Raw genomic sequence first — 23,445 nt, forward strand, 5'->3', positions numbered from 1 at the left:
GCCATGAAGATAGGAATTATTGGAACAGACTCATCTCATGCTATTGCCTTTAGTAAACGACTAATAAATAAAGGTCATGAAATATTTGCTTATCGAGGTGGTTCTTTAATTGAGTTAAGCAGTACAAGGATTGAAAGAATCTCGGGACAATTATGTGAAAACGGTATTCTATTTATCGATTCATTACAAGAACTGTCACAGATTTGTGATGCATTTATCATTACATCAGTTGATGCATCACAGCACTTTGAACAATTTAAAGAGTTGTCAGATACAAAAAAGCCTGTTTTCATAGATAAACCATTGGCAAAAAATTATGAGCAGGCTGTTGCAATAATAGAGCATGCCAACAAACAGGGCATTCCTATAATGAGCTGTTCAGCCTTAAGGTTTGCAGAAGAAATTCAACAGGCAAAATCTAAAAGTAATATTGAGGCAGTGGATATAATCGCACCACTGCCGATGCCAAGGGATTTAGATTATTTCTACTATGGCATACATGCAGTCGAAATGATTAGTGCCTTAAAGGAAACCGGAATAGAAGACATAACTGTTACAGTATGTGAACAGTGGCACTTTATCACTCTTACATTTAAAGATGGTACAGTGTCTACGATTCGCGGTTACTTACAGCATCGTAATAGTTTTCAATTTGTGACACACACCCATCAACAAAGTGAATGGTATGAAATTAGTGAAGGTAATGTTCAATTTTACGATTACCTGATTGATGCAATTGAACAGTTTTTTATATTGCGGGAAAGTCCAATTAATCCGGAAGAGACTTTGCAAATTATTAGGGTACTGGAACAGATGACAAAGACGGCTGGAAAGGGTTATTGATTTTTTAGATCCTCCAAAAACTGAATGTAATAGATGCGCCTAGGACGACCGCGGTGGGCTACTTTTTCCTCGCCGATAATATCAACTAGTCCAGCATCCAACCATTTAAGTAATATCCGGTTGGCACTGCGCAGAGTTATATTCAACGTTTGCGCAAGTTCATCGGCAGTATAAACAAGTTTTTGATGCTTCATTATACGACCCATTAATTTGGAGATATAAGAAGCTGACATCCCGGCTTTTTCTGCACGCTCCAGTAATTTCAAATCTGTAATTACTAGAGGATACTGTTCGTAGTTAATGAAAACTGTCGTGTCTATTGGTCCGATTACACTATTATCTTCGCGCACAATATAGCAGAGATTTGGTCCATTTTCATTTGCCTGGTATAGTGCCTGTTTTGCGTGACGACCGGAGTCATAGGCGTTAATACCAAATCCAATTCCGATTGTGCAATTGATTTGCAGCTCTTCTTTAAATCGAGAAAGTAATGGCAGGTGCTTGTAGCCGAGTGTTTCACGCTCAAGCTGTCCCCTAGTTGTAATAAAGCTATATTGCAATGGGTTGAGCATGATTAAATGTCCATCCAACTGCTGTGTAAAATAGTGCAATATTTGTTCTACTTTGGATTGCACTTGTTTAGTAAACGGTTCAAATTGAATAATGCCATATACAATCTGACTTTCTTTATTTTGTCGTCCTTTGGAGGCTAAAAGCACGCGTTCAAAAGCAACGATCATCTCTTGTTTTGTCGGGATTAAATAGCGGCACTCTATATTACGTTCACATAAGGATATATAGACGGAGGCAATGGTAGTAATAGGGAACGCACCTTGCTCAGCATGTTTTGTATGTGCATCCACTATTTCATCAATCGTTTCGCCTGTTGAGTAAACAAAATCAATTTCTTGCTGTAATTGATGTGTAATCGATAAAATGTCACTTTGCTGCATTAAGTCGAAACAATATTGCTTTTGTACATTTTGTAATTGATGGGTTAATAGTAATTCGTATAGGCGAATTGCTCTACTATTAATTTGATAAAGAGGCAGTGATGAGTCATAAAGCTTTAGCTGTTGAAAAATATAAGGATCGGCGACGACCAGCATTTCATATTCATAAATAAATCGCTGTAGTTCGTCCGTCATTGAAAAATCATGAATTATAAAATAATGTGGTTGGATATTTGGGAATCCACGTAATGTTTCTCTAATTGTGTCCTGCAAAATTTTGGGAACAATAATTCCTATTAAACTTTGTGAGGTATACGGTGTGTGATTATTCATTATGTCTTGGCCTCCAAAAATCCATAGTATAATAATTTTACAGAAATTTGTTAGAATATTCAAATTAAAAAGAGGTGATCACTATGCAAACGGTTCAACAATTAGAAGAATTTATGACAAAACCATCTGCAGCATTGGTAGAGGATATTAAAAAAATTGATGGAGATATATTGATTCTGGGAATAGCAGGAAAGATGGGTCCTACTTTAGCTAGAATGGCTAAGCGCGCGGCCGATGAAGCAGGTATTGAGAAGCGAATTATCGGCGTAGCTAGATTTTCAAATAAAGAGATGAAAGAGGAACTGGAAAGAGCAGGGATAGAGACGATTACTTGCGACTTATTGGATGAAGAGCAACTGGCTCAGCTTCCGAATATTCCTAATGTTATTTTCATGGCAGGTAATAAATTTGGAACAGTAAATAATGAACACTTCACATGGGCGATGAATACTTACGTACCAGGTCGTGTTGCAGATAAATATAAAGACTCTAATATTGTTGTATTTTCTTCTGGTAACATCTATCCATTTACTCCTGTTGCAGCAGGTAACTGTGGAGAGGATGTTACGCCCATTCCTGTTGGTGAATATGCAATGTCTACATTAGGGAGAGAGCGTATCTTTTCAAACTTTTCCAACCGATTTCAGACAAAAATGCTCATGTTCCGGCTAAATTATGCCATTGATCTACGATACGGGGTTCTATTGGAAATTGCAAAATCGGTTTACAATAATGAGCCAGTCGATGTCACGATGGGCAGTGTCAATGTAATTTGGCAGGGAGATGCCAACGAATACGCTATTCGTTCTTTATTGCACTGTGAATCCCCTGTGAAAATACTGAATGTTACAGGACCGGAAACATTATCTGTCCGCTGGTTAGCGAAAGAATTTGCAGCACGTTTTAATAAGGAAGCTAAAATAATCGGGGTTGAACAGGATACGGCTCTGTTAAACACTGCTGCCCATGCACATAGATTATTTGGTTATCCAAGAGTATCTATAGAGCAAATGTTGGACTTAGTTGCGAATTGGGTAAATTTAGATGGAACAACACTAAATAAACCAACGCACTTCCAAGAGAGAAAAGGGGCGTTTTAAATGAATGAGGCTGCAAAAAAAGCATTATTTGATGGTGCCTTTATTCCAGCGCACCCATTGGCATTAAATGAGGATAAATCATTGGATGAAGTAAGTCAGCGTGCTTTGACGAAATATTATATTGCAGCAGGAGTGGGAGGCTTAGCTGTTGGAGTGCATACGACACAGTTTGAGATTCGCGATCCGCAATTCAATTTGTATGAGCGCGTACTTTCCTTAGCGATAGATGAGATGAGAAAAGCGAATGTACCTGAATCTTTTATTAAGATAGGTGGTGTTTGCGGTCCTGTAGAGCAGGCTGTGAATGAAGCAGGCATCCTAAAGAAGCTTGGCTATGATTTAGCATTGTTAAGTATGGGAGGCTTGCAGGCGCAGTCGGAAGCACAACTGCTGGAGCGAACGAGAGAAGTGGCCAAAATTATACCTGTAGTGGGCTTCTATTTACAACAATCAGTTGGTGGACGTGTATTAACGTATGATTTTTGGCGGGAACTAGCAAATATTGAAAATGTCTATGCAATTAAGATGGCACCTTTTAATCGTTATCAAACGCTCGATGTTGTTCGCGCAGTATGCAATAGTAGTCGTCGAAATGAAATCGCACTCTATACAGGTAATGATGATAATATCATCGTCGATTTGTTAACAGAATACGAATTTAATATAAATGGTGCAAGCGTTAAAAAACGAATTGTTGGTGGTCTATTAGGGCATTGGTCGGTATGGGCAAAAACAGCTGTCCAATATTTTGAAGACATAAAAGCAATTAGGGATAACGTACAAATAGATACAATCTGGTTTACAAAGGCAATTGAGGTAACGGATGCAAATGCCGCTTTCTTTGACCCAGCTCATGCCTTTAAAGGAAGCATAGCAGGAATAAATGAAGTATTGACTAGACAAGGTTTGTTGAAAGGCAATTGGTGTTTGGCGGATCATGAAGTGCTAAGTGCAGGACAGGCAGAAGAAATTACGCGTGTTTATGAAATGTACCCACATTTACATGACGATGCATTTGTTAAACAAAATTTAGCAGAGTGGAAATCAGGTGAGGAATGTGAAAGCTTTACAAGCCCATGATGGAGTTGCGAAATTAGTAGAAATACAATCTCCCGAGCTTTTTGCTACAGGAGTATTAGTTGAAACTATCTATACTGCTGTTTCTCCAGGAACGGAGCGGCTATTGATAGAAGGAAGCAAGGGTGGCGTACGTCAACTTGGCTATAGCGCGGTTGGTAAGGTGAAGGATATTGGCCAAAGCGTTAAGGCTATACAAGTAGGAGATATTGTTGCATGCTACGGTGCACCTTATGTTGGGCATATGGAACAACTTGTAGTACCGGAAACATTGGTTGTTAAGTGCTCTGCAGATGTATTACCGCAGCATGCAGCGTTTGCAGCACACGGGACGATTGCCATACACGCTATAAGACAAGGGCAGTTGCAGTTTGGTGAATCAGTTGTAGTTATTGGATTAGGTGTACTTGGACAAATGATTGCAAAAATTTGTGCAGCGGCAAGCTATGATGTAATTTGCTATGAGCCAAATGAAAAACGGGCAGAAATGCTAAAGTATACACCTGGCATTGAGGTTTTTTCAGATTTAATGGAGATGGATCAGCATATCACAACCTTTACAAACGGGCATGGCGTAGATGCTGTACTCTTATGTGCTGGCGACAAGCATTCCGAAACAACTCCACGTAGTTTGGAGTGGGTTCGAAAGCAGGGAAGAATTGTTATTGTCGGGGATGTGGAACCGCAATTCAATCGAGAACAGTTGTTTATAAAAGAAGCAATAGTAACCATCTCACGGGCTGGTGGACCTGGTCGTTATGATGCTCGATACGAAAAAGAGGCAATTGACTATCCATATCATTATGTTCGTTGGACAGAAGGACGTAATTTAGCAGCCTATATTCGTTTATTAGAACGAAAGTCGATAGATGTTTCTGACTTTGTACAAATGCAAATCCCTTTTAAAAATTCAGCGGATGTATATGACATGTTGGAAAATAGTGAGGCATTAACAGCCATTATTGAATATTTAGGAGGGAATTAAAATGTTAAAGGTTGGTGTAATTGGCGGGGGCTCGATTTCGGAGTTTCATTTAAGACCTTACTTTGAGCATCCCAATGTAGAGATTATTGCAATCTGTGATACGAATGAAGTAAGACTGCAGGGCTTAGGAAAAAAATATTTAGTAAAAAATTTATATACAGAAGTAGGCGAATTTCTAGCGAATGAGCAAATTGATGCAGTGAGTATTTGCACTTGGAATAATTCACATGCAGATATTGCCATACAGGCGCTTCAAAAAAACAAGCATGTGCTTCTTGAAAAACCAATGAGTCTCAATCTAGAAGAGGCTTATGCAGTGGAAGCTGCAGTAAAAGAATCGAAAAAGATTCTACAAGTCGGCAATGTACGCCGCTTTGGAACGAATGTAAAAGTACTAAAAAAATTTATCGATGCGGGCGAACTAGGAGAAATCTATTATGCAAAAGCTTCATGCCTGCGTCGTTTAGGAAATCCGGGTGGTTGGTTCAGTGATATATCCAAGTCAGGTGGCGGACCTTTAATAGATTTAGGAACGCATATGATAGACCTTTGCTGGTATTTAATGGGGAAACCAAAGCCGGTGTCGGTTTCGGGTAATACGTACAGGAAACTGGGTAATCGCGCACATATTGAAAATTTGTCCTTTTATAAGGCGGCTGATTATAATGCCGAGCACAATGATGTTGAAGATTTAGCCAATGGACTTATTCGCTTTGAAAATGGAGCCTCTCTATTTGTGGATGTTAGTTTTACATTGCACTCAAAACAGGATGAAATATCGGTAAAGCTGTACGGTGAAAATGGTGGTGCAGAAGTAGAGCCTGAGTTGACGATTATAAAGGAGCAGCATGAAACAATTTTAAATATTACACCACAAATCGATTTACTGAGTTTCGATTTTGCTGGCTCATTTGTAAATGAAATCAACCATTTTATTGATTGTTGTATTAATAACGTCCAGCCAATTTCGCCAGTAAGTGATGGAGTTGAAGTAACGAAAATGTTGCTGGCTATTTATGAATCAGCAGCGACAAACCGAGAAATCAAATTGTAGGTGATAACATGGTGAAAATAGTATTGGAAAAAGATCAGCAGCTACTAACACATTCTCCGCTGTATCGCTTTACAACCGAGAATAGTGAAGAACCAAATGTCGTAACAATTTTGCAGCAGCCTTCAGCAGAAGCATATCAACCGTTCTCAATATCGAAAAAACAAGGGAACATCTATTTTGATTTATGGTCTTATTCATTTGCCATTCAACTAAAGCAAGTACTGCAAGCGCACGATACTGTAAAAGGTGTACTTCGATTGCGGAGAACGACTAATAAGTTCTCATATATAAAAGAAGATATCCTTGCCTTGTCAGAATGGTTTGGGGATGTTCGAAATGTGACAGTTCGTTCGAATAAAGGCGGCGAAATGCATTATACAATCGTTCTATGTGAATTTGGGGATTCCATTATGGCTCATTTGGAATATAAATCAGGTAATGCCCGTATTGAATTTGAGTGGAGCAGTCATCTGCATATTGTAGAGTTTGATAGTTTGCAAATGAGCAGTGACAAGGATAATAATCGAAACCTATTTAAAAATATTGATGCAATTGTTCAGTTTGCTATTATGTGGAATGAATATTATGACGAAAAGCTTAGCACGATACAGCAGCTCCTGCAAAGAGGTGAACAATAATGAACATTGGCATTATGAGTTTTGCACATATCCATGCAACGAGCTATGCATCGGCAATTCAACGTATTCCGGATACGAAGTTAACAGCTATTTACGATACTGATACAAAAAGAGGCAAAGAAGCAAGCGCGGAGTATGATGTACCTTTTTTTGCTGATATGGACTTGTTTTTGGCAGAGAACATAGACGTAGTTCTTATCTGCAGTGAAAATGTGCTCCATAAAGAAATGGTAATTGCTGCTGCAAAGTCAAAAAAGCATATTTTATGTGAGAAGCCAATTGCAACAAATGTTGAAGATGCAAAAGAGATGATTGAAGTTAGCAAGGAAAACGGTGTGCATCTTTCAATAGCCTATCCAGTTCGTTACAGTGCACCGATTTGTGACCTGAAAGTAGCAATAGATGCAGGTGAGCTTGGTGAAATTGTAGCAATAAGGTCTACTAACAGGGGGCAAAATCCTGGTGGCTGGTTTGTTGATGAGCAGTTGGCAGGTGGTGGCGCAGTATTGGATCATACTGTGCACATGGTTGATATTATGCGCTGGTATATGAATAGTGAAGCAAAAGAAATAACGGCATTTGCGAATAATTATTTTACCGAGCTTAAAACAGATGATGCAGGGATTATGACAATTATATTCGATAATGGTGTGATTGCTTCACACGATGCAAGCTGGTCACGGTTCCCGCAATTTCCGACATGGGGTGACGTGATGATTGAAGTCATCGGTACGAAAGCAACACGTAAAGTGGATGTATTTAGTGAAAATCTTCACCTTTATGGCAAGGGTAATAAGTCGCTTACACATCTATATAGCGGAAATGATACCGATTTTGACTTGATCGTCGATTTCCTAAAAGCAATTCGGCATGGAGAAAAGCCGCTTATCTCCGGTTACGATGGCTTGAAATCTTTAGAAATCGCATTAGCTGCCTACGAATCTAATACTAGAAAGCAAGCGGTGAAACTATAAAAAATGCAAAGGGTACTCACAATGAGTATCCTTTTTATTCAACCGGTAAGCAACCGATGAAAGGAATCGATGCAGATGAACTACCAACAGTTTGAAAATGAAATTGAACAATTTGCATTTGAGGAACTAAAATGCTTCTATACAGGTGAAACTCCTGTCCTTTTTGAATATTTCGATACGCCGAAAAGCGGTGTTGAATTTGAAATTATTCAGACAGAAGAAAGTTATGTGATTCGTGGAAATACAAGCCGATCCTTATTGTATGGAGTGTATAAACTAATCGAAAAAATAGAGGGCATTGTATTTTTTGATTTATATCTACCTAAAAAAATTGTTGCTCAAGGGATTACGGGTACTTATGAAGGAAATCCGAAGTTTGCTCGTCGTGGAAATGTATTCGAAACAATTGATGATATTCCGTTTCTCAAAAGTATGCTGGATGTGGGAACTAAAAATGGTCTGAATGAGGCATTCTTTACATTTTTCCTATGGGATGAGGTTAAGGAAGTGCTATTGCCGGAAATAAGAAAACGCGGAATTGATGTTACGTTAGGCGGGCACAGTTTACGCTATCTAGTAGCTAAGGCGAATGGTGCGACTGTTTCAGGAAAGTCAGCGGCAGATGGAGCGGTAAATGATTTAATCGGTGAGGAAACTGAATTTACAGCAGCAAATGCGATTAAAAACCACGACTTTCTACAAGATGAAAAAGCACAGCAGGCAGTCATTCAAATCATTGTGTCTTATTGCAAGGCTGAGCCTGTTATTCGAAGAATTTCATTGTGGCCGGAAGATGTAGGCGCAAAAGGTGAAGATGCAAAACTATTTTTAACACAATATATTGCATTTACTGAAAAGCTTCAGGAAGCATTGGTGATGGCGAATTTACAGGTTGAGGTAGAGCATATTGTTTATAATGCTGGTCTGAGTTGGGAAATGCTTGAGCGCAAAGGACATCAAGTGAGTTCTGCAAATGTGCTATATGCGTATTGGGGACGGGACTATTCGCAAAACTTTACTTCACAGATAGATCAGCGTGCATGGGATAGTCTGCTGGACTGGCGGAGTGCAACAGACAAACAAGTAACGGTTTTTGAATATTACAGTGACCATTTTATGTTAAGTGAGCTATTTCCGTTATTATTCAACCGATTAGCAATGGACACAGAACGTTATAAGGAAATCGGCTGTAATGGGATGGTTAATTTAGTCGTTCCATTGCATAAAGTAGCAAAGGCACAACCACATATGGAACATTACGATTACCAGCAGTATCAGCAATTGAATAATATCGTATTTGCACGCTCGCTATGGGAAGGGGTGGAAACGGTTTTCTATTTGATGTCGCCATCAATGCAGCAGCTTTCCGGGAAAATTGAAGGGCTCTTTGCACAAATTAGTCAGTATAATGCCACCTTCTTTCCTAATCGTGTCGTTGAGGCAAAAAATTCAAAGTGCAAATCCGAAGTTTTGGAATTACTGAATGCAATGGAGCAATTGCTGCAACAGGAACAAATTGAAGAACCGCTTCAGCAATATGTTGAAGCATTACAGCAAGTGGTGAATGCTACGAAGTTACGTTGGGAGGCTTTATAGATGTGGGAATCGGTTTACTATTACCGTAAGAAAGAAAAGAGACAACAGCACTATAAGCAGGACGTGTTAATTTACGGAGCTACACCAGCAGGCATTACAGCGGCAATTACATTAAAAAAGAATGGCCATAGTGTGCGTATTGCCGAGTGCAGCCGCTTTATCGGAGGTATGACGACTAGTGGACTGGGAGCGACTGATTTAGGGGCAGAACAGGCGCTTGGTGGTTTAGCAAAGCAATTTTATGATGAGATAGCACAGCACTATGGAATGGAAAAATGCGTCCGTTTTGAACCACATGTGGCTGAGCGTATTTTTAAAACATGGCTACAAGAGCAGGAGATTAATGTTCAAACCGAACAATTTATTGAGTCGGCTGTATTGGAAAATCAAAGTATTCAGCAAGTCCGAATGACAGATGGAGCTACCTATGAAGCAAAGCAGTTTATTGATGCAAGCTATGAAGGGGATTTGTTGGCACACGCAGGTGTTGAATACATTGTCGGAAGAGAAGCAAGCACAGTGTATAAGGAGATTTACAATGGTGTTCAATTTGGTACACAACACCATAAATTTGAAAGTTTTATTGATCCATATATAGAAGAGGGGAATCCAGCAAGCGGGCTATTATCTGGTATTTCAGAAGAATATGTGACAGAGCATAACGGTGCAGGTGATCATCGTATTCAAGCCTATAATTTCCGAATGTGTTTAACGAAGGAAGAAAAAGTACCTTTCCCTAAACCTCATGGATATGAGCGCGATTATTATGCTTTGCTGCTACGCTATATAAAGGCAGGACATTGGGATGCAATGAAGTTACATACACCTTTGATGAATGGAAAGACGGATTTAAACAACCACGGGGCATTTTCAACGGATTTTATCGGGATGAATTATGCATTCCCTGATGCGGATTATGAATCAAGGGAAGAAATATACCAGCAGCATGTTACGTATGTCGCAGGATTATTGTATTTCCTTGCCAATGATGAGGAGGTACCGTCCGTTATTCAAGAAGAAGTAAGGCAGTGGGGATTGGCGGCAGATGAATTCACCGATACAGACAACTGGCCGCGGCAACTTTATATTCGTGAAGCACGGCGAATGATAGGCGAATATGTAATGACTGAACACCATGCGCTACAGCGGGAAATTTGCGAACAACCGATTGCTGTCGCATCATTTCATATGGATTCACATAATTGTCGTCGTGTTGTTGTCAATGGGCGAGTAATGAATGAAGGCGATATTCAAGTGCCGGTTAAACCATTTATGATTGATCTGCGGGCACTTTTGCCGAAAAAAGAGCACTGTACTAATTTAATTGTTCCTGTGTGCTTAAGTGCCTCTCATATTGCATATGGCTCCATCCGTATGGAACCAATCTTTATGATGCTCGGACAAGTAGCAGGTGCTGCAACAGCTTCGGCGATAGTGGAAAGTAAGGCTGTGCAGGACATTTCGTATGAACAATTAAAACAGCAGCTAATCGAGCAAGGGCACGTTGTGGAATGGGACGAAAGCTATGTTGATGACCCGTTACGTCGAATGGAAGAAACATTTGGGGGGAAGTAAAATGCTAAAGTCAGTAACAAAGGAATATCACAAGGAAATCCTGGATTTATGGAATACGTGTTTACCTGATTTTAGGCTGACAGATCGCTTGCTTGAACAGAATACGTGGCAATCGCCATATGTTTTACACGAAGGAAGCGCACTAAAGGAAGTGGACGGTAAAGTTGTTGGTGTGGTCATTGCAAAAATGTGGCATGAAACACATGGTATTTCTTTAAATATGGAACATGGCTGGATTCAAATGTTGCTTGTGCACCCGGATTACCGTCAGCAGGAAATTGGAACGGAGCTTTATAAATTTGCAGAACAGGCACTTTTGAAAAATGGTGTGAAAAAAATACAAATCGGTGGGGATTTAGGGCACTTATTATGTGGAGTCCCGCTTGCACATCAGGCAGGTGTGGCGTTTGCAGAAATGTTTGGCTTTAAACAAGTTGTTGAAAGTGTAGATTTCACAAAATCGATTACTGAACCACTATCCCTTCCAGAAAAAGACAATGTCGAATTTGTTCTATTAGAGAAGGATGAGCAACAGCAGTTATTGGAGTTTATGGAACAATCGTTTCCAGGGCGTTGGACATTTGAGGCATATGATTATTTTGCCCAAGGTGGTACCGGGAGAGATTATGTCGTTGTGAAATGGGAAGGCAAGATTGTTGGCTTCTGTCGAATAAATGATGAACTCAGCGCCTGGAAAGGACCGAATTACAACTGGGCAGAGCAGTTTGACCAATTAGGCGGTATTGGTCCATTAGGGGTAAATGAGGATTACAGAAAGTATGGATTAGGAAGAGCCGTAATCGAAGCAGCAGAATTTTATTTACAACAGCGCGGTAAAAAGACATTCTTTATTGACTGGACAGATTTAATCGCCTTTTATGAAAAACTAGGCTATACGGTTTGGAAAAACTACGGAATTTTTGTAAAGCAGGTGGACTGAATGTGGATTTTAAGTGCTGATATCGGTGGAACAAAATTAGCACTTGCTTTATCGAAGCAAGAACAGCCGGAGCAATTAGTAAAACAAATGGAAGTAAAGAGCCCCCAGCAATCTGAACCTTTATTTGATGCGATTATTTCAGGTTTTAATGAGCTTCTTGCAGGAGAAGATGGGCATATTGTAAAAGTTGCGGTTGGATTACCAGGTATATTGGATTTACATCAGGGACTTGTAGTACATCAGCAAAATTTACCTTGGCGTAACTTTCCGCTCGTTCAAAAACTTCAAGAGGTGTATCCACAAGCTCATATTATTATGGAAACGGACATGATGACTGCAGCTAACGGTGAATATAAAATCCGCCGTTTTGAAAAAGAAACATTTATTTACGTAACAGTGAGTACAGGAATTGCCTGCTGTATGATACATGATGGACAATTTATGAGAGGTGCCGGAGTTCCAGGCGAAATCGGCTTTTCGCTATCAAGCTCGGGGGACTTTTTTGAAGATGTATGTGCTGGACCAGGATTATTAAAGATTTTACAGCACCATACTAAAGAAGAGAGGACATTGCCTGAGTTTTTTGCCCGTTATTACAAGCAGGATGAACTTATCGTGCCACTTATTCATGAATGGCAACGGGAAATTGCTCAAAAGATTCATAGTTTCATCCTTTTAGTAGATCCCCATGTCATTGTACTCGGTGGTGGAATTATGAATCATCAACCGCAAATTGTGGAGGAAATTTCTCATTTGGTCGATCAGTATTTTAGTTTGCCATTTTTTGAACATAAAAAAGGTCGAGTACAAGCGAGCTTAAATAAAGGCAATGCGGGTTTGATTGGTGCAGCATTGCTTTAAACTATAGAAGAAGCATTCAGAAAATCCGAATGCTTCTTTTTATAGTTGTATTACTTAACGAATACGGATTTCTGTCGCTGGATCGAAGAAGTGGGCCTTTGCCAAGTTGAAGTTAAGTGGAAGCTCCTGCCCCATAGCAACATCCGCATCCGCATGAATTTTACCGACAAATTGCTGATCGGCGATTGTTGCATAAACAATCATTTCCGCACCGGTTAATTCACTAACTTGTACTTTAGTTGTTACAAGGGTACTTGAATCCTGTTTATTGCCATCGTTAATATCCTCTGGACGAATTCCTAGTATAATTTCGCGGTTTACATAGTTTTGATCTTTCAATATTTTCAGCTTTTCGTCCGGAATTCGGACTTTCTCATTAGCAATTTCGAAATAGTCACCTACTACATTACCACGGAGGAAATTCATAGCTGGAGAACCAATAAATCCACCGACAAATACGTTTTCAGGTGTATCATATACTTCACGTGGAATACCGATTTGCTGAATAATGCCATCCTTCATTACGACAATACGTGAGGCCATAGTCATCGCTTCTGTTTGGTCATGGGTTACATAAATAGTTGTTGTGTTTAAACGATAGTGGAGCTTCGTAATTTCAGAACGCATTTGGACACGAAGTTTTGCATCCAGGTTCGATAAAGGCTCATCCATTAAAAACAGCTTTGCATCACGAACAATTGCACGCCCTAATGCAACACGCTGACGTTGCCCTCCAGAAAGGGATTTTGGCTTTTTATCCAATAAGTCCGTTAACCCTAAAATGGCAGCAGCTTCACGTACTTTAACATCGATTTGCTCTTTTGAAAATTTACGCAGCTTTAAGCCAAACGCCATATTGTCGTAAACATTCATATGGGGGTATAGCGCATAGTTTTGGAAAACCATTGCAATATCGCGGTCTTTCGGTTCTACTTCATTGACTCGTTTGCCGTCTATACGTAACTCACCATCTGATATCGATTCAAGACCAGCAACCATCCGCAATGTTGTAGATTTCCCGCATCCTGATGGACCGACAAGAACTAAAAATTCACCGGGTTCAACCTTTAAATGAAAATTTTCAACGGCTACATAGCCATCTGGATAACGTTTTACAAGATGATCAAAATCTAACATAAAAACCAGTCCCCCCTTTTTTCATATTATAAAAGATTAGAAGTGAACTGCCTTTGTGCAATGTGCTTAATATTTTCATGAATATTTCGTCAATTTTTGCAATTGGGCCGCTAAATAGGCTAATAGCAAGTCTTCATTGCGCCTTAAATCCAAAGCTGTCTCTTCTGAATAACGCTGTACTCGATATAATAATGTATTGCGATGGATATGTAATTCTTTCGCGGCCGAGGACATGTTTCCATTATGGATGAATAATGTTGTAATGGTAGTGATCATCTCTTCATTTAAATCAGTGAGCAATGTAAGTTTTAAGTACTGCTGTATCGGCGTGTTCAGATAAAGTGGCAGTAAGCTTTGAAAGCTTTCCGTAAATGTATAAATCGTTTGGTATTGCAGATTTTGAATGGATTGGAATATTTTTTGTTCTGACTTAAAGGATGTATGGAGCATTTCAGTAACCGGAAGTATTTGCCCTATAAAAAGTTGTCCATGCAAATAAAAATCATTTTCCAGTATTGCTAGAAATCCTTCTAGTTCTTCCAAAGAATAGTCTTTAAATAAAATAATCCAAAATGTATCAGAAGAAACTTCAAGTAAATAAGCATCGTGCATAAAGAACAGCTCAACCGCATCTCTTAATTGATGCGCATCTTTCTTTGCGTGATATTGTAAAATGCGAACGGAAGAATAGGGGGTCTCCTTAGGAACTATCCCTTGCGTCAATAAAAGTAGCCAAGGGTCAACTTGCTCAGTACATTCAGTGTAAAAATGTTTCAGGTATAGGGAATCTCGTACTGTTATTTCACTTTTAGCGATTTCATACCAACATGTATTAGTAGAATCATAAAAAATAGACGTTGCAAAATTTTGGCGTGTCGGATATATGTGATGTATTTTTAGGGAAGGAAATAGTTGTGCAAGTTGCATAGTAAAGCCTCCTTTTATACAAAATTAAGCATAGAAAAAGCGAATTTAGTAGAGAATATAACTAAATACGCTTTTATTGTATCATTTTATTATCAATAATTATCGAATTGTTACCGCTGTACCTGTAGCGACACACATCATCATGCCTTCACGCAGTGTTTCAAAGTCAAGATCTACAGCGATAATGGCATTTGCACCCATACTACGTGCACGATCAGTCATTTCCTGAATGGCAATTTTACGACCTTCCGCCAATTTATCTTCATATGAGGCACTTCGACCACCGACAATATCCGTAACAGATGCGAAAATATCCCGTACGATATTAGCTCCCATTATTGCTTCACCGGATACAATGCCATGATACGTTTCGATTGATTTACCTTCAATCGTATTTGTTGTAACAACTAACATAAAAGCACTCCTTTAATTGTAATGGTTACTTATACGAGGAAGAATCATAAAAGGTTTCGTTGATCGTAGAAAATTAAAAACGGCATGCATCTTTCAAAATGCATACCGTTCTGCTACTATTTGTGTTCTTCTTTTAAAATACGTTGAGTTTCATTGAATTCTTCTTCAATTTCTGAATTTGGCTTATAAGTTAGTAAACTTACAACAACTGCTACTACAAGACACGCAATAAATCCTGGAACGATTTCATAGAGCATGCTCTTTAAGCTTTCTGTACGCCCCCAAACAAATACAACAGCCGCACCAGCAACCATACCAGCAAGTGCACCATAATTTGTAAGCCTGCGCCAGAATAATGAAAGTAAAATGATCGGACCGAATGCAGCACCGAAGCCTGCCCATGCAAATGAAACTAAGTCTAAAATTGTGCGTTCTGGATTCCATGCTACAATTGCAGCAAAAATCGATACGAAAAGTACAGCAACACGTCCTAAAAATACGTAATGTTTATCTGTCGCAGTTTTGTTAAATAGAGCTTTATAAATATCCTCAATAAGTGCTGAAGAAGTTACGATCAGTTGCGAAGAAATTGTACTCATAACTGCTGCTAAAATTGCCGCAAGAACAATACCGGCAATGAACGGGTGGAATAAAATTTGCCCTAATACGATAAATACCGTTTCAGCATCTTTTAATTCTGTACCTTGTTGCTGGAAGTAGGCAACACCGACTAATGCTGTTGCAAGCGCGCCTAGTAAACTGAAAATCATCCAGCCAATTCCGATACGTCGGGCGCTTTTCGTCTCTTTTACAGATGTAATCGCCATAAAGCGCACAATAATATGTGGCTGACCGAAATAACCAAGTCCCCAGGCAAGTGAAGAAATTATGGCCGCTGCCGTTGCAGTAGAAGGAAGAAGGCTCAACATCTCCGGGTCTACCGCTTTAATTGATTCAATTGTTTCACCTAGACCACCTGTTAAGAAAATACCGAATGCAGGAACGGCGATTAATGTAATAACCATAATAATTCCTTGGATAACATCTGTATAACTAACAGCTAAAAAACCGCCAAATAAAGTATAGGCAACTACTACAGCCGAGACGAAAATAAGTCCTGTATGATAATCCATTCCGAATGAACTTTCAAAAAACTTACCACCAGAAACCATCCCTGATGATACGTAAAATGTAAAGAATACTAAAATAATAATACCTGAAGCAATACGCAATAGTTTTGTATTATCACGTAAACGATTATCAAGATAACTTGGTATTGTAATCGAATCCTTAGTTACTTGTGTATAAACACGTAAGCGAGGTGCTACGAGTAACCAGTTTAAATAAGCACCGATTGTTAAACCGATAGCAATCCAGGCCTCTACTAATCCTGATAAATAAATTGCACCAGGTAGCCCCATTAATAGCCAGGCGGACATATCAGCCGCACCAGCACTTAATGCAGTTACAGCCGCACCAAGTCCACGACCACCTAACATATAATCCGTTAAGTTGCTCGTTTTACGGAACGCATACCATCCAATTCCGAGCATGGCTACCATGTAAATAATAATGGCTAATAATTGATAACTGTAATCAGACATAAAAGCAGCTCCTTTATAGATAAATTTTTAATAATTTCAGCATACAACACTAGGAAATACCGTCAATGCATTATAATTTGGCGTCTCCGCTAACTATTTCTTCCTTTTTGTTAAGCGACCTGCTAAAAAAGCACCAGTAGCGACTGCTAAAATAGTATTCGTCTTTTTAGTGAATACTTGCTTTGTAACTAGTGAAAGATTTTGAGGGCGCTCAGCTAAACGGCGCATAAAATAGCCGTACCAGTCATTACCAAAAGGAACGTATGTACAGAAGTTATACCCTTCTTTAGCTAGACTTAGTTGCATTTCTTTGCGGAAACCGTACAGCATTTGGAATTCAAACTTTTCATAAGGTATATTATGTTGTGCAACAAATTGTCTGACGTGATTAATAACATTATGATCATGTGTTGCAATAGAAGTAAATTTGCCATGTAGTAAATGATATTCAATTTGCTCGATAAATTTGCGGTCAATATCGGTTTTATTTTGGTATGCGACCGACTCATCTTCTTTGTAGGCCCCTTTTACAAGACGTAAACGGTAATCCTTATAGCGTTCTACATTTTCATCCGATTCAAAGAAGTATGCCTGAATAACTGTTCCTACATTGTCATATTGTGCATGAATTTTCTCCAAAAGTTCAAATGATGGATGTAAGCGTGCATAGTTCTCCATATCGAAGTTAACAAATATTTGATATTCGTTTGCCAGTGAAACAATTTCCATTAAGTTTTCATAGCAGAATTCATAATCAATATCCAATCCGAGCTGTGATGGTTTTAACGAAATATGTGCATCTAGATTTTCACTATGGATACGCTCTATTACAGCTAAAATTTGTTCTTTAGCAGCTAATGCAGCCGATCTTTCAAAAACAAATTCTCCAAGATTATCCACTGTGCAGGAAATTCCTTGCGCATTTAACTGCTTAATACTCGCAACTACCTCATCGATATTTGTACCTGCAACGACACTTTGCGCCCCGAACTTAAAACCATACTTTTGGGCTGCGGAATTTAATGTCTGATTCTCGGAAAGTGCGATAAAAAAGTCCTTTAATGACATTTTGATTAATCCTCCTAAGTGAAAAAATTATTTTATTGTTATTGAGGAGAGTATAAAACAAAATATTCAAAAAAGGAAATGGAATTTGAGTAAATAAATGTTTGTAAGAAGAAAAAGTGAGGAATATCAAGGAGTTTTATACAAAAAAACTTTCGTGGTATATCTTTATTAGACGTAATTATGCTATAAAATACATGAATTTAATTTGGTGCATTATAATATTGCATCCTCGAACCAAAAAAGAAAGACCTAGTAAATAAGGTCTTTCGATTGGTAAAAAATATAAAATTTTTCCATGTATATTAACTACTTGCGCTTCAGCCGATACTGAAGACCTTGTCGGTGTATGCCCAACGCTTTTGCTGTTTGTGATATATTGCCATTATTTAGCTGTAATGCATGGGCAATATAATGGTCTTCTACTTTGCGCATATATTCATCAAGTGGCTGTATATTTTTTTGGGAAAAATCGAACAATGTTTGCTGCTCTGATATAACAGGCTCGGCTTGTTTAAGTTTCCACTTGAAATATGCCGGAATATGTATAAGCTCAACATATTCCTCCGTTGTGAGTAATGCGCTAATATCATCAAGCAATACTTCAAGCTCTTTTAAATTTCCTGGCCAATCATAATTCAGGAAAATTTCCTCAACATCAGGGGCTAACCCTTTCACCGAAATCCCGTATGCAATCCGTCGACGAGCAAAATAATCATCAACGAACGGCTTAATATCTTCACGACGATCACGCAATGCTGGCACTTGAATCGTTAAATTAGAAAATAAATAATATAAATTTTTGGAGAGGCTCCCTTGGTGAATTAAATCAATCGGGTCTTCTCCGATGCTCGCAATAAAAACATGATTACGATCGGTATGTTGTTCAAGAAGCTCCACAATACGGTTTTGTGCTTCGTCCGATAAAAATTCAATTCGTTCAGCAAAAAAAGTATAATTTTTTTCTAACGCAATATATTTTTCGATTTGCGCCAACAATGTATCTTCATTGCGTCGGCAAATAAGTGTTATGAAACGTTCATTTTTTTCGGAAAGTTCATGGTGAATGCCTTCTGCAATCATATCCTTACCTGTCCCGGATTCCCCGACAAGCATGACTGGAATGCGACCGTAAGCGGCAATTTTAGCCTGCTGAATTACTTGCTTCATCGATTTTGAAACGGCAGTAATGATATCGAAAGTTAAAGGAGCCCCATAACGGCTTAATGGACGATCCATTAAAAACTCCTGTTGTGTAATGTCATGGGAAAATTGAATGGCGATTTTTGTACCATCATTTAGGGTATAGGGATAATAGTCATTCATCATCGTGACTTCTTCACCGCGAGCATTCCAGAATGTTTGCTTAACATGTTTATATCCCTGACCCGAGGCTAACACTTTTTGCAGCATATTTTCCTCTAGATTAAAGTCGAGTGATTGGGATAAAAAGCGTTGTGTAATTTGGTCAAGTGATTCTCCAGTGAGTTCGCGCATCTTTTTGTTATAAACGATGACACGTCCACTTTCATCAATGGCACAAAGGCCGGTTTCTATTTTTTCAATCATAAATTCAAAGACACTAGTAAGGTCTACCTGATTCATACGTTGTAACCCCCTTCATTTTATTTTAACATGAGTCTGTTATTGTGAGATAATTTGTGTAATTCCGAAAAAATAATTGATTTAAGCATTATTATATTGCATAATTCAAATTAAGTAACACAATATGATGCAAAATAATTTTGCACTTAATATCGGAGGTAATGATAAATGATTAAATACAAACATGAACCATTTACAGATTTCTCGGTAGAAGAAAACAAGCAGGCGTATTTAGAAGCTTTAAATAAAGTAGAGTCACAACTTGGTGCAGACTATCCACTAATTATTGGTGGTGAACGCATTACTACAGAAGATAAAATTGTCTCATATAACCCAGCAAAGAAAACGGAAGTCATTGGATCGGTTTCAAAAGCGTCCAAGGATCTAGCGGAAAAAGCTATGCAGGAAGCAGATAAGGCTTTCAAATCGTGGAAAAAAGTAAAACCAGAAATCCGCGCAGACGTATTATTTAAAGCGGCAACAATTATTCGACGACGCAAGCACGAGTTTTCGGCATGGTTAACGAAAGAAGCGGGTAAGCCTTGGAATGAAGCGGATGCAGATACTGCAGAAGCAATCGATTTCCTAGAATACTATGGTCGCCAAATGCTAGAAATGAAAGATGGTCGAAAAGTAGAAAGCCGTCCTAATGAATACAACCGTTACGACTATATTCCACTAGGTATCGGAATTGTCATCTCACCATGGAATTTCCCATTCGCAATTATGGCGGGTACAACGGTAGCTGCTGTTGTAACAGGAAATACAGTATTATTAAAACCAGCATCAACTACTCCGGTCGTTGCGTATAAATTTATTGAAGTGCTGGAAGAAGCAGGCTTGCCAAAAGGTGTCGTAAACTTCGTACCTGGCAGCGGCGCAGAAGTAGGCGACTATTTAGTGGACCATCCGAAAACACGCTTCATTAGTTTTACAGGTTCACGTGATGTCGGCTTACGCATTAACGAGCGCGCATCAAAATTAAGCCCAGGTCAAATTTGGATTAAACGTGTTATCGCTGAAATGGGCGGTAAAGATACGATTGTTGTAGACAAAGATGCAGATTTGGAATTGGCAGCGCAATCAATCGTTAAATCAGCATTCGGCTTCTCAGGCCAAAAATGTTCTGCATGTTCACGTGTAGTCATTGTAAAGGATGTATATGATCAAGTTGTAAACCGTGTCGAAGAATTAACAAATGCTTTAACAATCGGTGATCCGACAGACAATGCAAACTTTATGGCAACAGTAATTGATGCAGCAGCATTTAAGAAAATCAGCGAATATATTGAAATTGGGAAAACAGAAGGCCGTTTAGTAGCTGGTGGTACGGCAGATGATTCAGTAGGTTATTTCGTTCATCCAACAGTATTTGCCGATGTGAATCCAGAAGCACGAATTATGAAAGAAGAAATTTTTGGACCAGTTGTAGCAATTACAAAAGCAGATACGTTTGAAGAAGCAATTGACATTGCAAACAATACGGAATACGGCCTGACAGGTGCTGTTATAACAAATGACCGCATGAATTTAGAGTATGCTCGTGAAGAATTCCATGTTGGAAACCTTTACTTTAACCGTGGCTGTACAGGTGCTATCGTTGGGTATCAACCATTTGGTGGGTTCAACATGTCAGGTACAGACTCAAAAGCAGGCGGCCCGGATTATTTAACATTGCACATGCAAGCAAAAACAACGTCAGAAACATTCTAATTAATTTGGTTAGTCATTGGAAATTTCCTTTATATTATAGAAAGAACTCCTTCACATTGCCTCGTGAAGGAGTTTTTATTTTTGTTCTATTTACATTTAGCCCATTCTTTTACTTGTATATCTGTACCAAAGACGAAATGACCAGGGCGGGCTTCGATTACTTTAGCCTCCGGATCATGATCAACATGTTTGTAAGGGATCCGTGTACGGTTGCGTTCATAAGCTGGGTCTGGCTGAGGAACAGCAGATAATAGAGACTTCGTATAAGGATGAATTGGGTTGTTGTATATCTCATCCGCACTTCCAAGTTCTAATATTTTTCCGCGATACATAACCGCGATACGGTCTGATATATACTTTACCATTGATAAATCATGGGCGATAAATAAATAAGTTAACCCACGTTCTTTTTGCAATTGCTTTAGTAAGTTTACTACCTGTGCCTGGATTGATACATCAAGCGCAGAAATCGGCTCATCTGCAATGATGAAGCTTGGGTCTAAACTAAGTGCACGGGCAATACCAATACGTTGACGTTGACCACCAGAAAACTCGTGGGCATAACGGTTAGCATGCTCGCGTGTCAGTCCAACTGCTTCTAGCAACTCACCAATACGAGCTTGGCGTTCTTTTTTATTTTTATATAGTCCATGGATGTCAAAGCCTTCTGCAATTAATTCACCGGCTGTCATACGTGGATTTAAACTCGCATAAGGATCCTGGAAAATCATTTGCATTTCACGGTTGAATTGCATCAATTCTTTTCGTGACTTTAGCTCGGAAATGTTTTTCCCCTTAAATGTAATTTGGCCTTCTGTAATATCGTAAAGGCGGATAATCGAGCGTCCAGTTGTTGATTTACCACAGCCTGATTCCCCAACTAGACCTAATGTTTCGCCTTCATAGACATCAAAGGAGATGCCATCGATCGCTTTAATCGGTTGTTTAGCAGTGCCAAAATATTGTTTTAAGCCTTGTACTTCTAATATTTTATTTGCCATGATTACATGCCCTCCTGTTGATAGCCTTTAATACGGCGTGCTACCGCATCAGGTACAGGCATTTTTGGTGCATCAGGATGCAGGAGCCAAGTTTTTGCGTAGTGTGTATCCGATACTTTAAACATTGGCGGTTCCATCTCAAAATCGATTTTCATTGCAAACTCATTACGAGGGGCAAATGCATCGCCTTTAGGTGGATCGATTAAGTTTGGCGGTGAACCTGGTATCGCCATTAACAGCTCATCTGTAGACTTGTTTAAGTCCGGCATAGAGCCAAGTAGTCCCCAAGTATATGGGTGCTGAGGATTGTAGAAAATATCTTCTACTGTACCGTACTCGACGATTTGACCGGCATACATTACTGCAACACGGTCTGCTACATTTGCAACTACACCTAAGTCATGGGTAATGAAAATAATCGACGTATTTGATTTCTTTTGCAGCTCTTTCATCAACTCTAAAATTTGTGCCTGAATTGTTACATCAAGTGCTGTTGTTGGCTCATCGGCAATTAAAAGTTTCGGATCTGCTGCAAGAGCGATGGCGATAACAACACGTTGACGCATCCCCCCTGACAGTTCGTGAGGGTAAGCTTTATAACGTTTTTCAGGGAAAGGGATTCCTACTTGATCAAGTAACTCAATCGCTCGTTTTTTTGCGTCATCCCTGTTCGTAACCTTATTATGCTTGAGAAGCACTTCAGTTATTTGCTTCCCAATTCGCATTGTCGGGTTTAATGCAGTCATTGGATCTTGGAAGATCATTGAAATATCATTTCCGCGAACTTGCATCATTTCCTTTTCAGTTAAAGGGATAATATTGCGACCGTTGAAGTTAATCTCTCCACCGGCATAAATACCTGGTGGCTGTGGAATTAACTTCATTAGGGCATTACTTGTAACGGATTTTCCGGAACCGGATTCCCCGACGATTGCTAATGTCTCGCCCTCGAATAATTCAAAGCTTACTCCGCGTACGGCTTGTACGACACCAGCGTACGTTTTGAAATTAATACGTAAGTCGTTTACTTCTAATACTTTTTTCTTCATT

Annotated in this window: 21 protein-coding genes; 12 read left to right on the forward strand and 9 right to left on the reverse strand. The window is 39.1% G+C overall.

The annotated features are described in order from the left end of the window. Positions 1-3: 3 nt before the first annotated feature. Positions 4-843 carry a Gfo/Idh/MocA family protein gene (locus SNE38_RS06485; RefSeq protein ID WP_191704914.1) on the forward strand — a complete coding sequence of 280 codons (840 nt, stop codon included), beginning with the start codon at positions 4-6 and terminating at the stop codon, positions 841-843. Here the strand turns inward: SNE38_RS06485 and SNE38_RS06490 are convergent. After that, a complete protein-coding gene (locus SNE38_RS06490; RefSeq protein WP_191704915.1) occupies positions 837-2,129 on the reverse strand; it encodes a helix-turn-helix domain-containing protein in 1,293 nt (430 codons plus the stop codon). The genes SNE38_RS06485 and SNE38_RS06490 overlap by 7 nt on opposite strands. A gap of 83 nt (positions 2,130-2,212) precedes the next feature. Here SNE38_RS06490 and SNE38_RS06495 point away from each other — a divergent pair, with 83 nt between their 5' ends. The 10 genes from SNE38_RS06495 (at position 2,213) to SNE38_RS06540 (ending at position 12,929) form a co-directional block, all read left to right on the forward strand. After that, positions 2,213-3,229 (forward strand): NAD-dependent epimerase/dehydratase family protein, encoded by a 1,017-nt coding sequence (locus SNE38_RS06495; protein ID WP_191704916.1) that lies wholly within the window; start codon positions 2,213-2,215, stop codon positions 3,227-3,229. Further along, positions 3,230-4,309, forward strand: coding sequence for a dihydrodipicolinate synthase family protein (locus SNE38_RS06500; protein ID WP_191704917.1), 1,080 nt, complete (start codon positions 3,230-3,232; stop codon positions 4,307-4,309). Beyond that, entirely contained in the window at positions 4,287-5,291 is a 1,005-nt protein-coding gene (locus tag SNE38_RS06505) for a zinc-dependent alcohol dehydrogenase (RefSeq protein WP_191704918.1), read from the forward strand. The genes SNE38_RS06500 and SNE38_RS06505 overlap by 23 nt, the downstream gene beginning before the upstream one ends. Position 5,292: 1 nt before the next feature. Further along, positions 5,293-6,345, forward strand: a complete 1,053-nt coding sequence (locus SNE38_RS06510; protein WP_191704919.1) for a Gfo/Idh/MocA family protein — start codon at positions 5,293-5,295, stop codon at positions 6,343-6,345. Positions 6,346-6,353: 8 nt separating this feature from the next. Then, on the forward strand, positions 6,354-6,983 hold the full coding sequence (locus SNE38_RS06515; RefSeq protein WP_225223870.1) for a peptide ABC transporter substrate-binding protein: 630 nt from the start codon (positions 6,354-6,356) through the stop codon (positions 6,981-6,983). Next, complete coding sequence (locus SNE38_RS06520; RefSeq protein WP_191704920.1) at positions 6,983-7,957, forward strand: Gfo/Idh/MocA family protein; 975 nt, start codon at positions 6,983-6,985, stop codon at positions 7,955-7,957. Before SNE38_RS06515 ends, SNE38_RS06520 begins: the two co-directional genes overlap by 1 nt. Before the next feature lie 75 nt (positions 7,958-8,032). Then, on the forward strand, positions 8,033-9,553 hold the full coding sequence (locus SNE38_RS06525; RefSeq protein ID WP_191704921.1) for a hypothetical protein: 1,521 nt from the start codon (positions 8,033-8,035) through the stop codon (positions 9,551-9,553). Further along, positions 9,554-11,128 (forward strand): FAD-dependent oxidoreductase, encoded by a 1,575-nt coding sequence (locus SNE38_RS06530; RefSeq protein WP_191704922.1) that lies wholly within the window; start codon positions 9,554-9,556, stop codon positions 11,126-11,128. It abuts the gene before it with no gap. 1 nt (position 11,129) lies between these two features. Beyond that, on the forward strand, positions 11,130-12,068 hold the full coding sequence (locus SNE38_RS06535) for a GNAT family N-acetyltransferase (RefSeq protein ID WP_191704923.1): 939 nt from the start codon (positions 11,130-11,132) through the stop codon (positions 12,066-12,068). Further along, positions 12,069-12,929, forward strand: coding sequence for an ROK family protein (locus SNE38_RS06540; protein WP_191704924.1), 861 nt, complete (start codon positions 12,069-12,071; stop codon positions 12,927-12,929). It abuts the gene before it with no gap. A gap of 54 nt (positions 12,930-12,983) precedes the next feature. Here the strand turns inward: SNE38_RS06540 and SNE38_RS06545 are convergent, their stop codons facing one another. The 6 genes from SNE38_RS06545 to SNE38_RS06570 form a co-directional block, all read right to left on the reverse strand. Continuing rightward, complete coding sequence (locus SNE38_RS06545; RefSeq protein ID WP_191704925.1) at positions 12,984-14,066, reverse strand: ABC transporter ATP-binding protein; 1,083 nt, start codon at positions 14,064-14,066, stop codon at positions 12,984-12,986. Between the two features lie 75 nt (positions 14,067-14,141). Beyond that, a complete protein-coding gene (locus SNE38_RS06550) occupies positions 14,142-14,993 on the reverse strand; it encodes a helix-turn-helix domain-containing protein (RefSeq protein WP_191704926.1) in 852 nt (283 codons plus the stop codon). Positions 14,994-15,092: 99 nt separating this feature from the next. Continuing rightward, the gene (locus SNE38_RS06555; RefSeq protein ID WP_191704927.1) at positions 15,093-15,407 is read right to left on the reverse strand and encodes a YbjQ family protein; all 315 of its coding nucleotides are present in this window, start codon (positions 15,405-15,407) and stop codon (positions 15,093-15,095) included. Between the two features lie 116 nt (positions 15,408-15,523). Then, the gene (gene putP, locus SNE38_RS06560; RefSeq protein ID WP_191704928.1) at positions 15,524-17,011 is read right to left on the reverse strand and encodes a sodium/proline symporter PutP; all 1,488 of its coding nucleotides are present in this window, start codon (positions 17,009-17,011) and stop codon (positions 15,524-15,526) included. A 93-nt stretch (positions 17,012-17,104) separates the two neighbouring features. Continuing rightward, positions 17,105-18,079, reverse strand: coding sequence for a proline dehydrogenase family protein (locus SNE38_RS06565; protein ID WP_191704929.1), 975 nt, complete (start codon positions 18,077-18,079; stop codon positions 17,105-17,107). 306 nt (positions 18,080-18,385) lie between these two features. Next, positions 18,386-19,681 (reverse strand): AAA-type ATPase lid domain-containing protein, encoded by a 1,296-nt coding sequence (locus SNE38_RS06570; protein ID WP_191704930.1) that lies wholly within the window; start codon positions 19,679-19,681, stop codon positions 18,386-18,388. A 168-nt stretch (positions 19,682-19,849) separates the two neighbouring features. Between SNE38_RS06570 and pruA the strand changes: the two genes are divergently transcribed. After that, complete coding sequence (pruA, locus tag SNE38_RS06575) at positions 19,850-21,394, forward strand: L-glutamate gamma-semialdehyde dehydrogenase (RefSeq protein ID WP_191704931.1); 1,545 nt, start codon at positions 19,850-19,852, stop codon at positions 21,392-21,394. A gap of 86 nt (positions 21,395-21,480) precedes the next feature. On the opposite strand, the gene SNE38_RS06580 is transcribed toward pruA, so the two are convergent. Together SNE38_RS06580 and SNE38_RS06585 are read right to left on the reverse strand one after the other, a co-directional pair. Next, complete coding sequence (locus SNE38_RS06580) at positions 21,481-22,395, reverse strand: ABC transporter ATP-binding protein (RefSeq protein WP_191704932.1); 915 nt, start codon at positions 22,393-22,395, stop codon at positions 21,481-21,483. 2 nt (positions 22,396-22,397) lie between these two features. Next, on the reverse strand, positions 22,398-23,444 hold the full coding sequence (locus SNE38_RS06585; protein WP_191704933.1) for an ABC transporter ATP-binding protein: 1,047 nt from the start codon (positions 23,442-23,444) through the stop codon (positions 22,398-22,400). Between the last annotated feature and the right edge of the window lies 1 nt (position 23,445).

Source organism: Solibacillus ferritrahens (assembly GCF_037027585.1).
In the GTDB taxonomy this organism is placed as follows: Bacteria; Bacillota; Bacilli; order Bacillales_A; family Planococcaceae; genus Solibacillus; species Solibacillus ferritrahens.

Excerpts from the sequence above, each read along its gene's own strand:
- SNE38_RS06545 (WP_191704925.1), bottom strand. The coding sequence starts at position 14,066 with ATGTTAGATTTTGATCATCTTGTAAAACGTTATCCAGATGGCTATGTA.
- SNE38_RS06580 (WP_191704932.1), bottom strand. The coding sequence starts at position 22,395 with ATGGCAAATAAAATATTAGAAGTACAAGGCTTAAAACAATATTTTGGC.
- putP (WP_191704928.1), bottom strand. The coding sequence starts at position 17,011 with ATGTCTGATTACAGTTATCAATTATTAGCCATTATTATTTACATGGTA.
- SNE38_RS06585 (WP_191704933.1), bottom strand. The coding sequence starts at position 23,444 with ATGAAGAAAAAAGTATTAGAAGTAAACGACTTACGTATTAATTTCAAA.
- SNE38_RS06550 (WP_191704926.1), bottom strand. The coding sequence starts at position 14,993 with ATGCAACTTGCACAACTATTTCCTTCCCTAAAAATACATCACATATAT.
- SNE38_RS06525 (WP_191704921.1), top strand. The coding sequence starts at position 8,033 with ATGAACTACCAACAGTTTGAAAATGAAATTGAACAATTTGCATTTGAG.
- SNE38_RS06485 (WP_191704914.1), top strand. The coding sequence starts at position 4 with ATGAAGATAGGAATTATTGGAACAGACTCATCTCATGCTATTGCCTTT.
- SNE38_RS06535 (WP_191704923.1), top strand. The coding sequence starts at position 11,130 with ATGCTAAAGTCAGTAACAAAGGAATATCACAAGGAAATCCTGGATTTA.
- SNE38_RS06565 (WP_191704929.1), bottom strand. The coding sequence starts at position 18,079 with ATGTCATTAAAGGACTTTTTTATCGCACTTTCCGAGAATCAGACATTA.
- SNE38_RS06530 (WP_191704922.1), top strand. The coding sequence starts at position 9,554 with ATGTGGGAATCGGTTTACTATTACCGTAAGAAAGAAAAGAGACAACAG.
- SNE38_RS06540 (WP_191704924.1), top strand. The coding sequence starts at position 12,069 with ATGTGGATTTTAAGTGCTGATATCGGTGGAACAAAATTAGCACTTGCT.
- SNE38_RS06555 (WP_191704927.1), bottom strand. The coding sequence starts at position 15,407 with ATGTTAGTTGTTACAACAAATACGATTGAAGGTAAATCAATCGAAACG.
- SNE38_RS06570 (WP_191704930.1), bottom strand. The coding sequence starts at position 19,681 with ATGAATCAGGTAGACCTTACTAGTGTCTTTGAATTTATGATTGAAAAA.
- SNE38_RS06515 (WP_225223870.1), top strand. The coding sequence starts at position 6,354 with ATGGTGAAAATAGTATTGGAAAAAGATCAGCAGCTACTAACACATTCT.
- SNE38_RS06510 (WP_191704919.1), top strand. The coding sequence starts at position 5,293 with ATGTTAAAGGTTGGTGTAATTGGCGGGGGCTCGATTTCGGAGTTTCAT.
- pruA (WP_191704931.1), top strand. The coding sequence starts at position 19,850 with ATGATTAAATACAAACATGAACCATTTACAGATTTCTCGGTAGAAGAA.
- SNE38_RS06500 (WP_191704917.1), top strand. The coding sequence starts at position 3,230 with ATGAATGAGGCTGCAAAAAAAGCATTATTTGATGGTGCCTTTATTCCA.
- SNE38_RS06495 (WP_191704916.1), top strand. The coding sequence starts at position 2,213 with ATGCAAACGGTTCAACAATTAGAAGAATTTATGACAAAACCATCTGCA.
- SNE38_RS06490 (WP_191704915.1), bottom strand. The coding sequence starts at position 2,129 with ATGAATAATCACACACCGTATACCTCACAAAGTTTAATAGGAATTATT.
- SNE38_RS06520 (WP_191704920.1), top strand. The coding sequence starts at position 6,983 with ATGAACATTGGCATTATGAGTTTTGCACATATCCATGCAACGAGCTAT.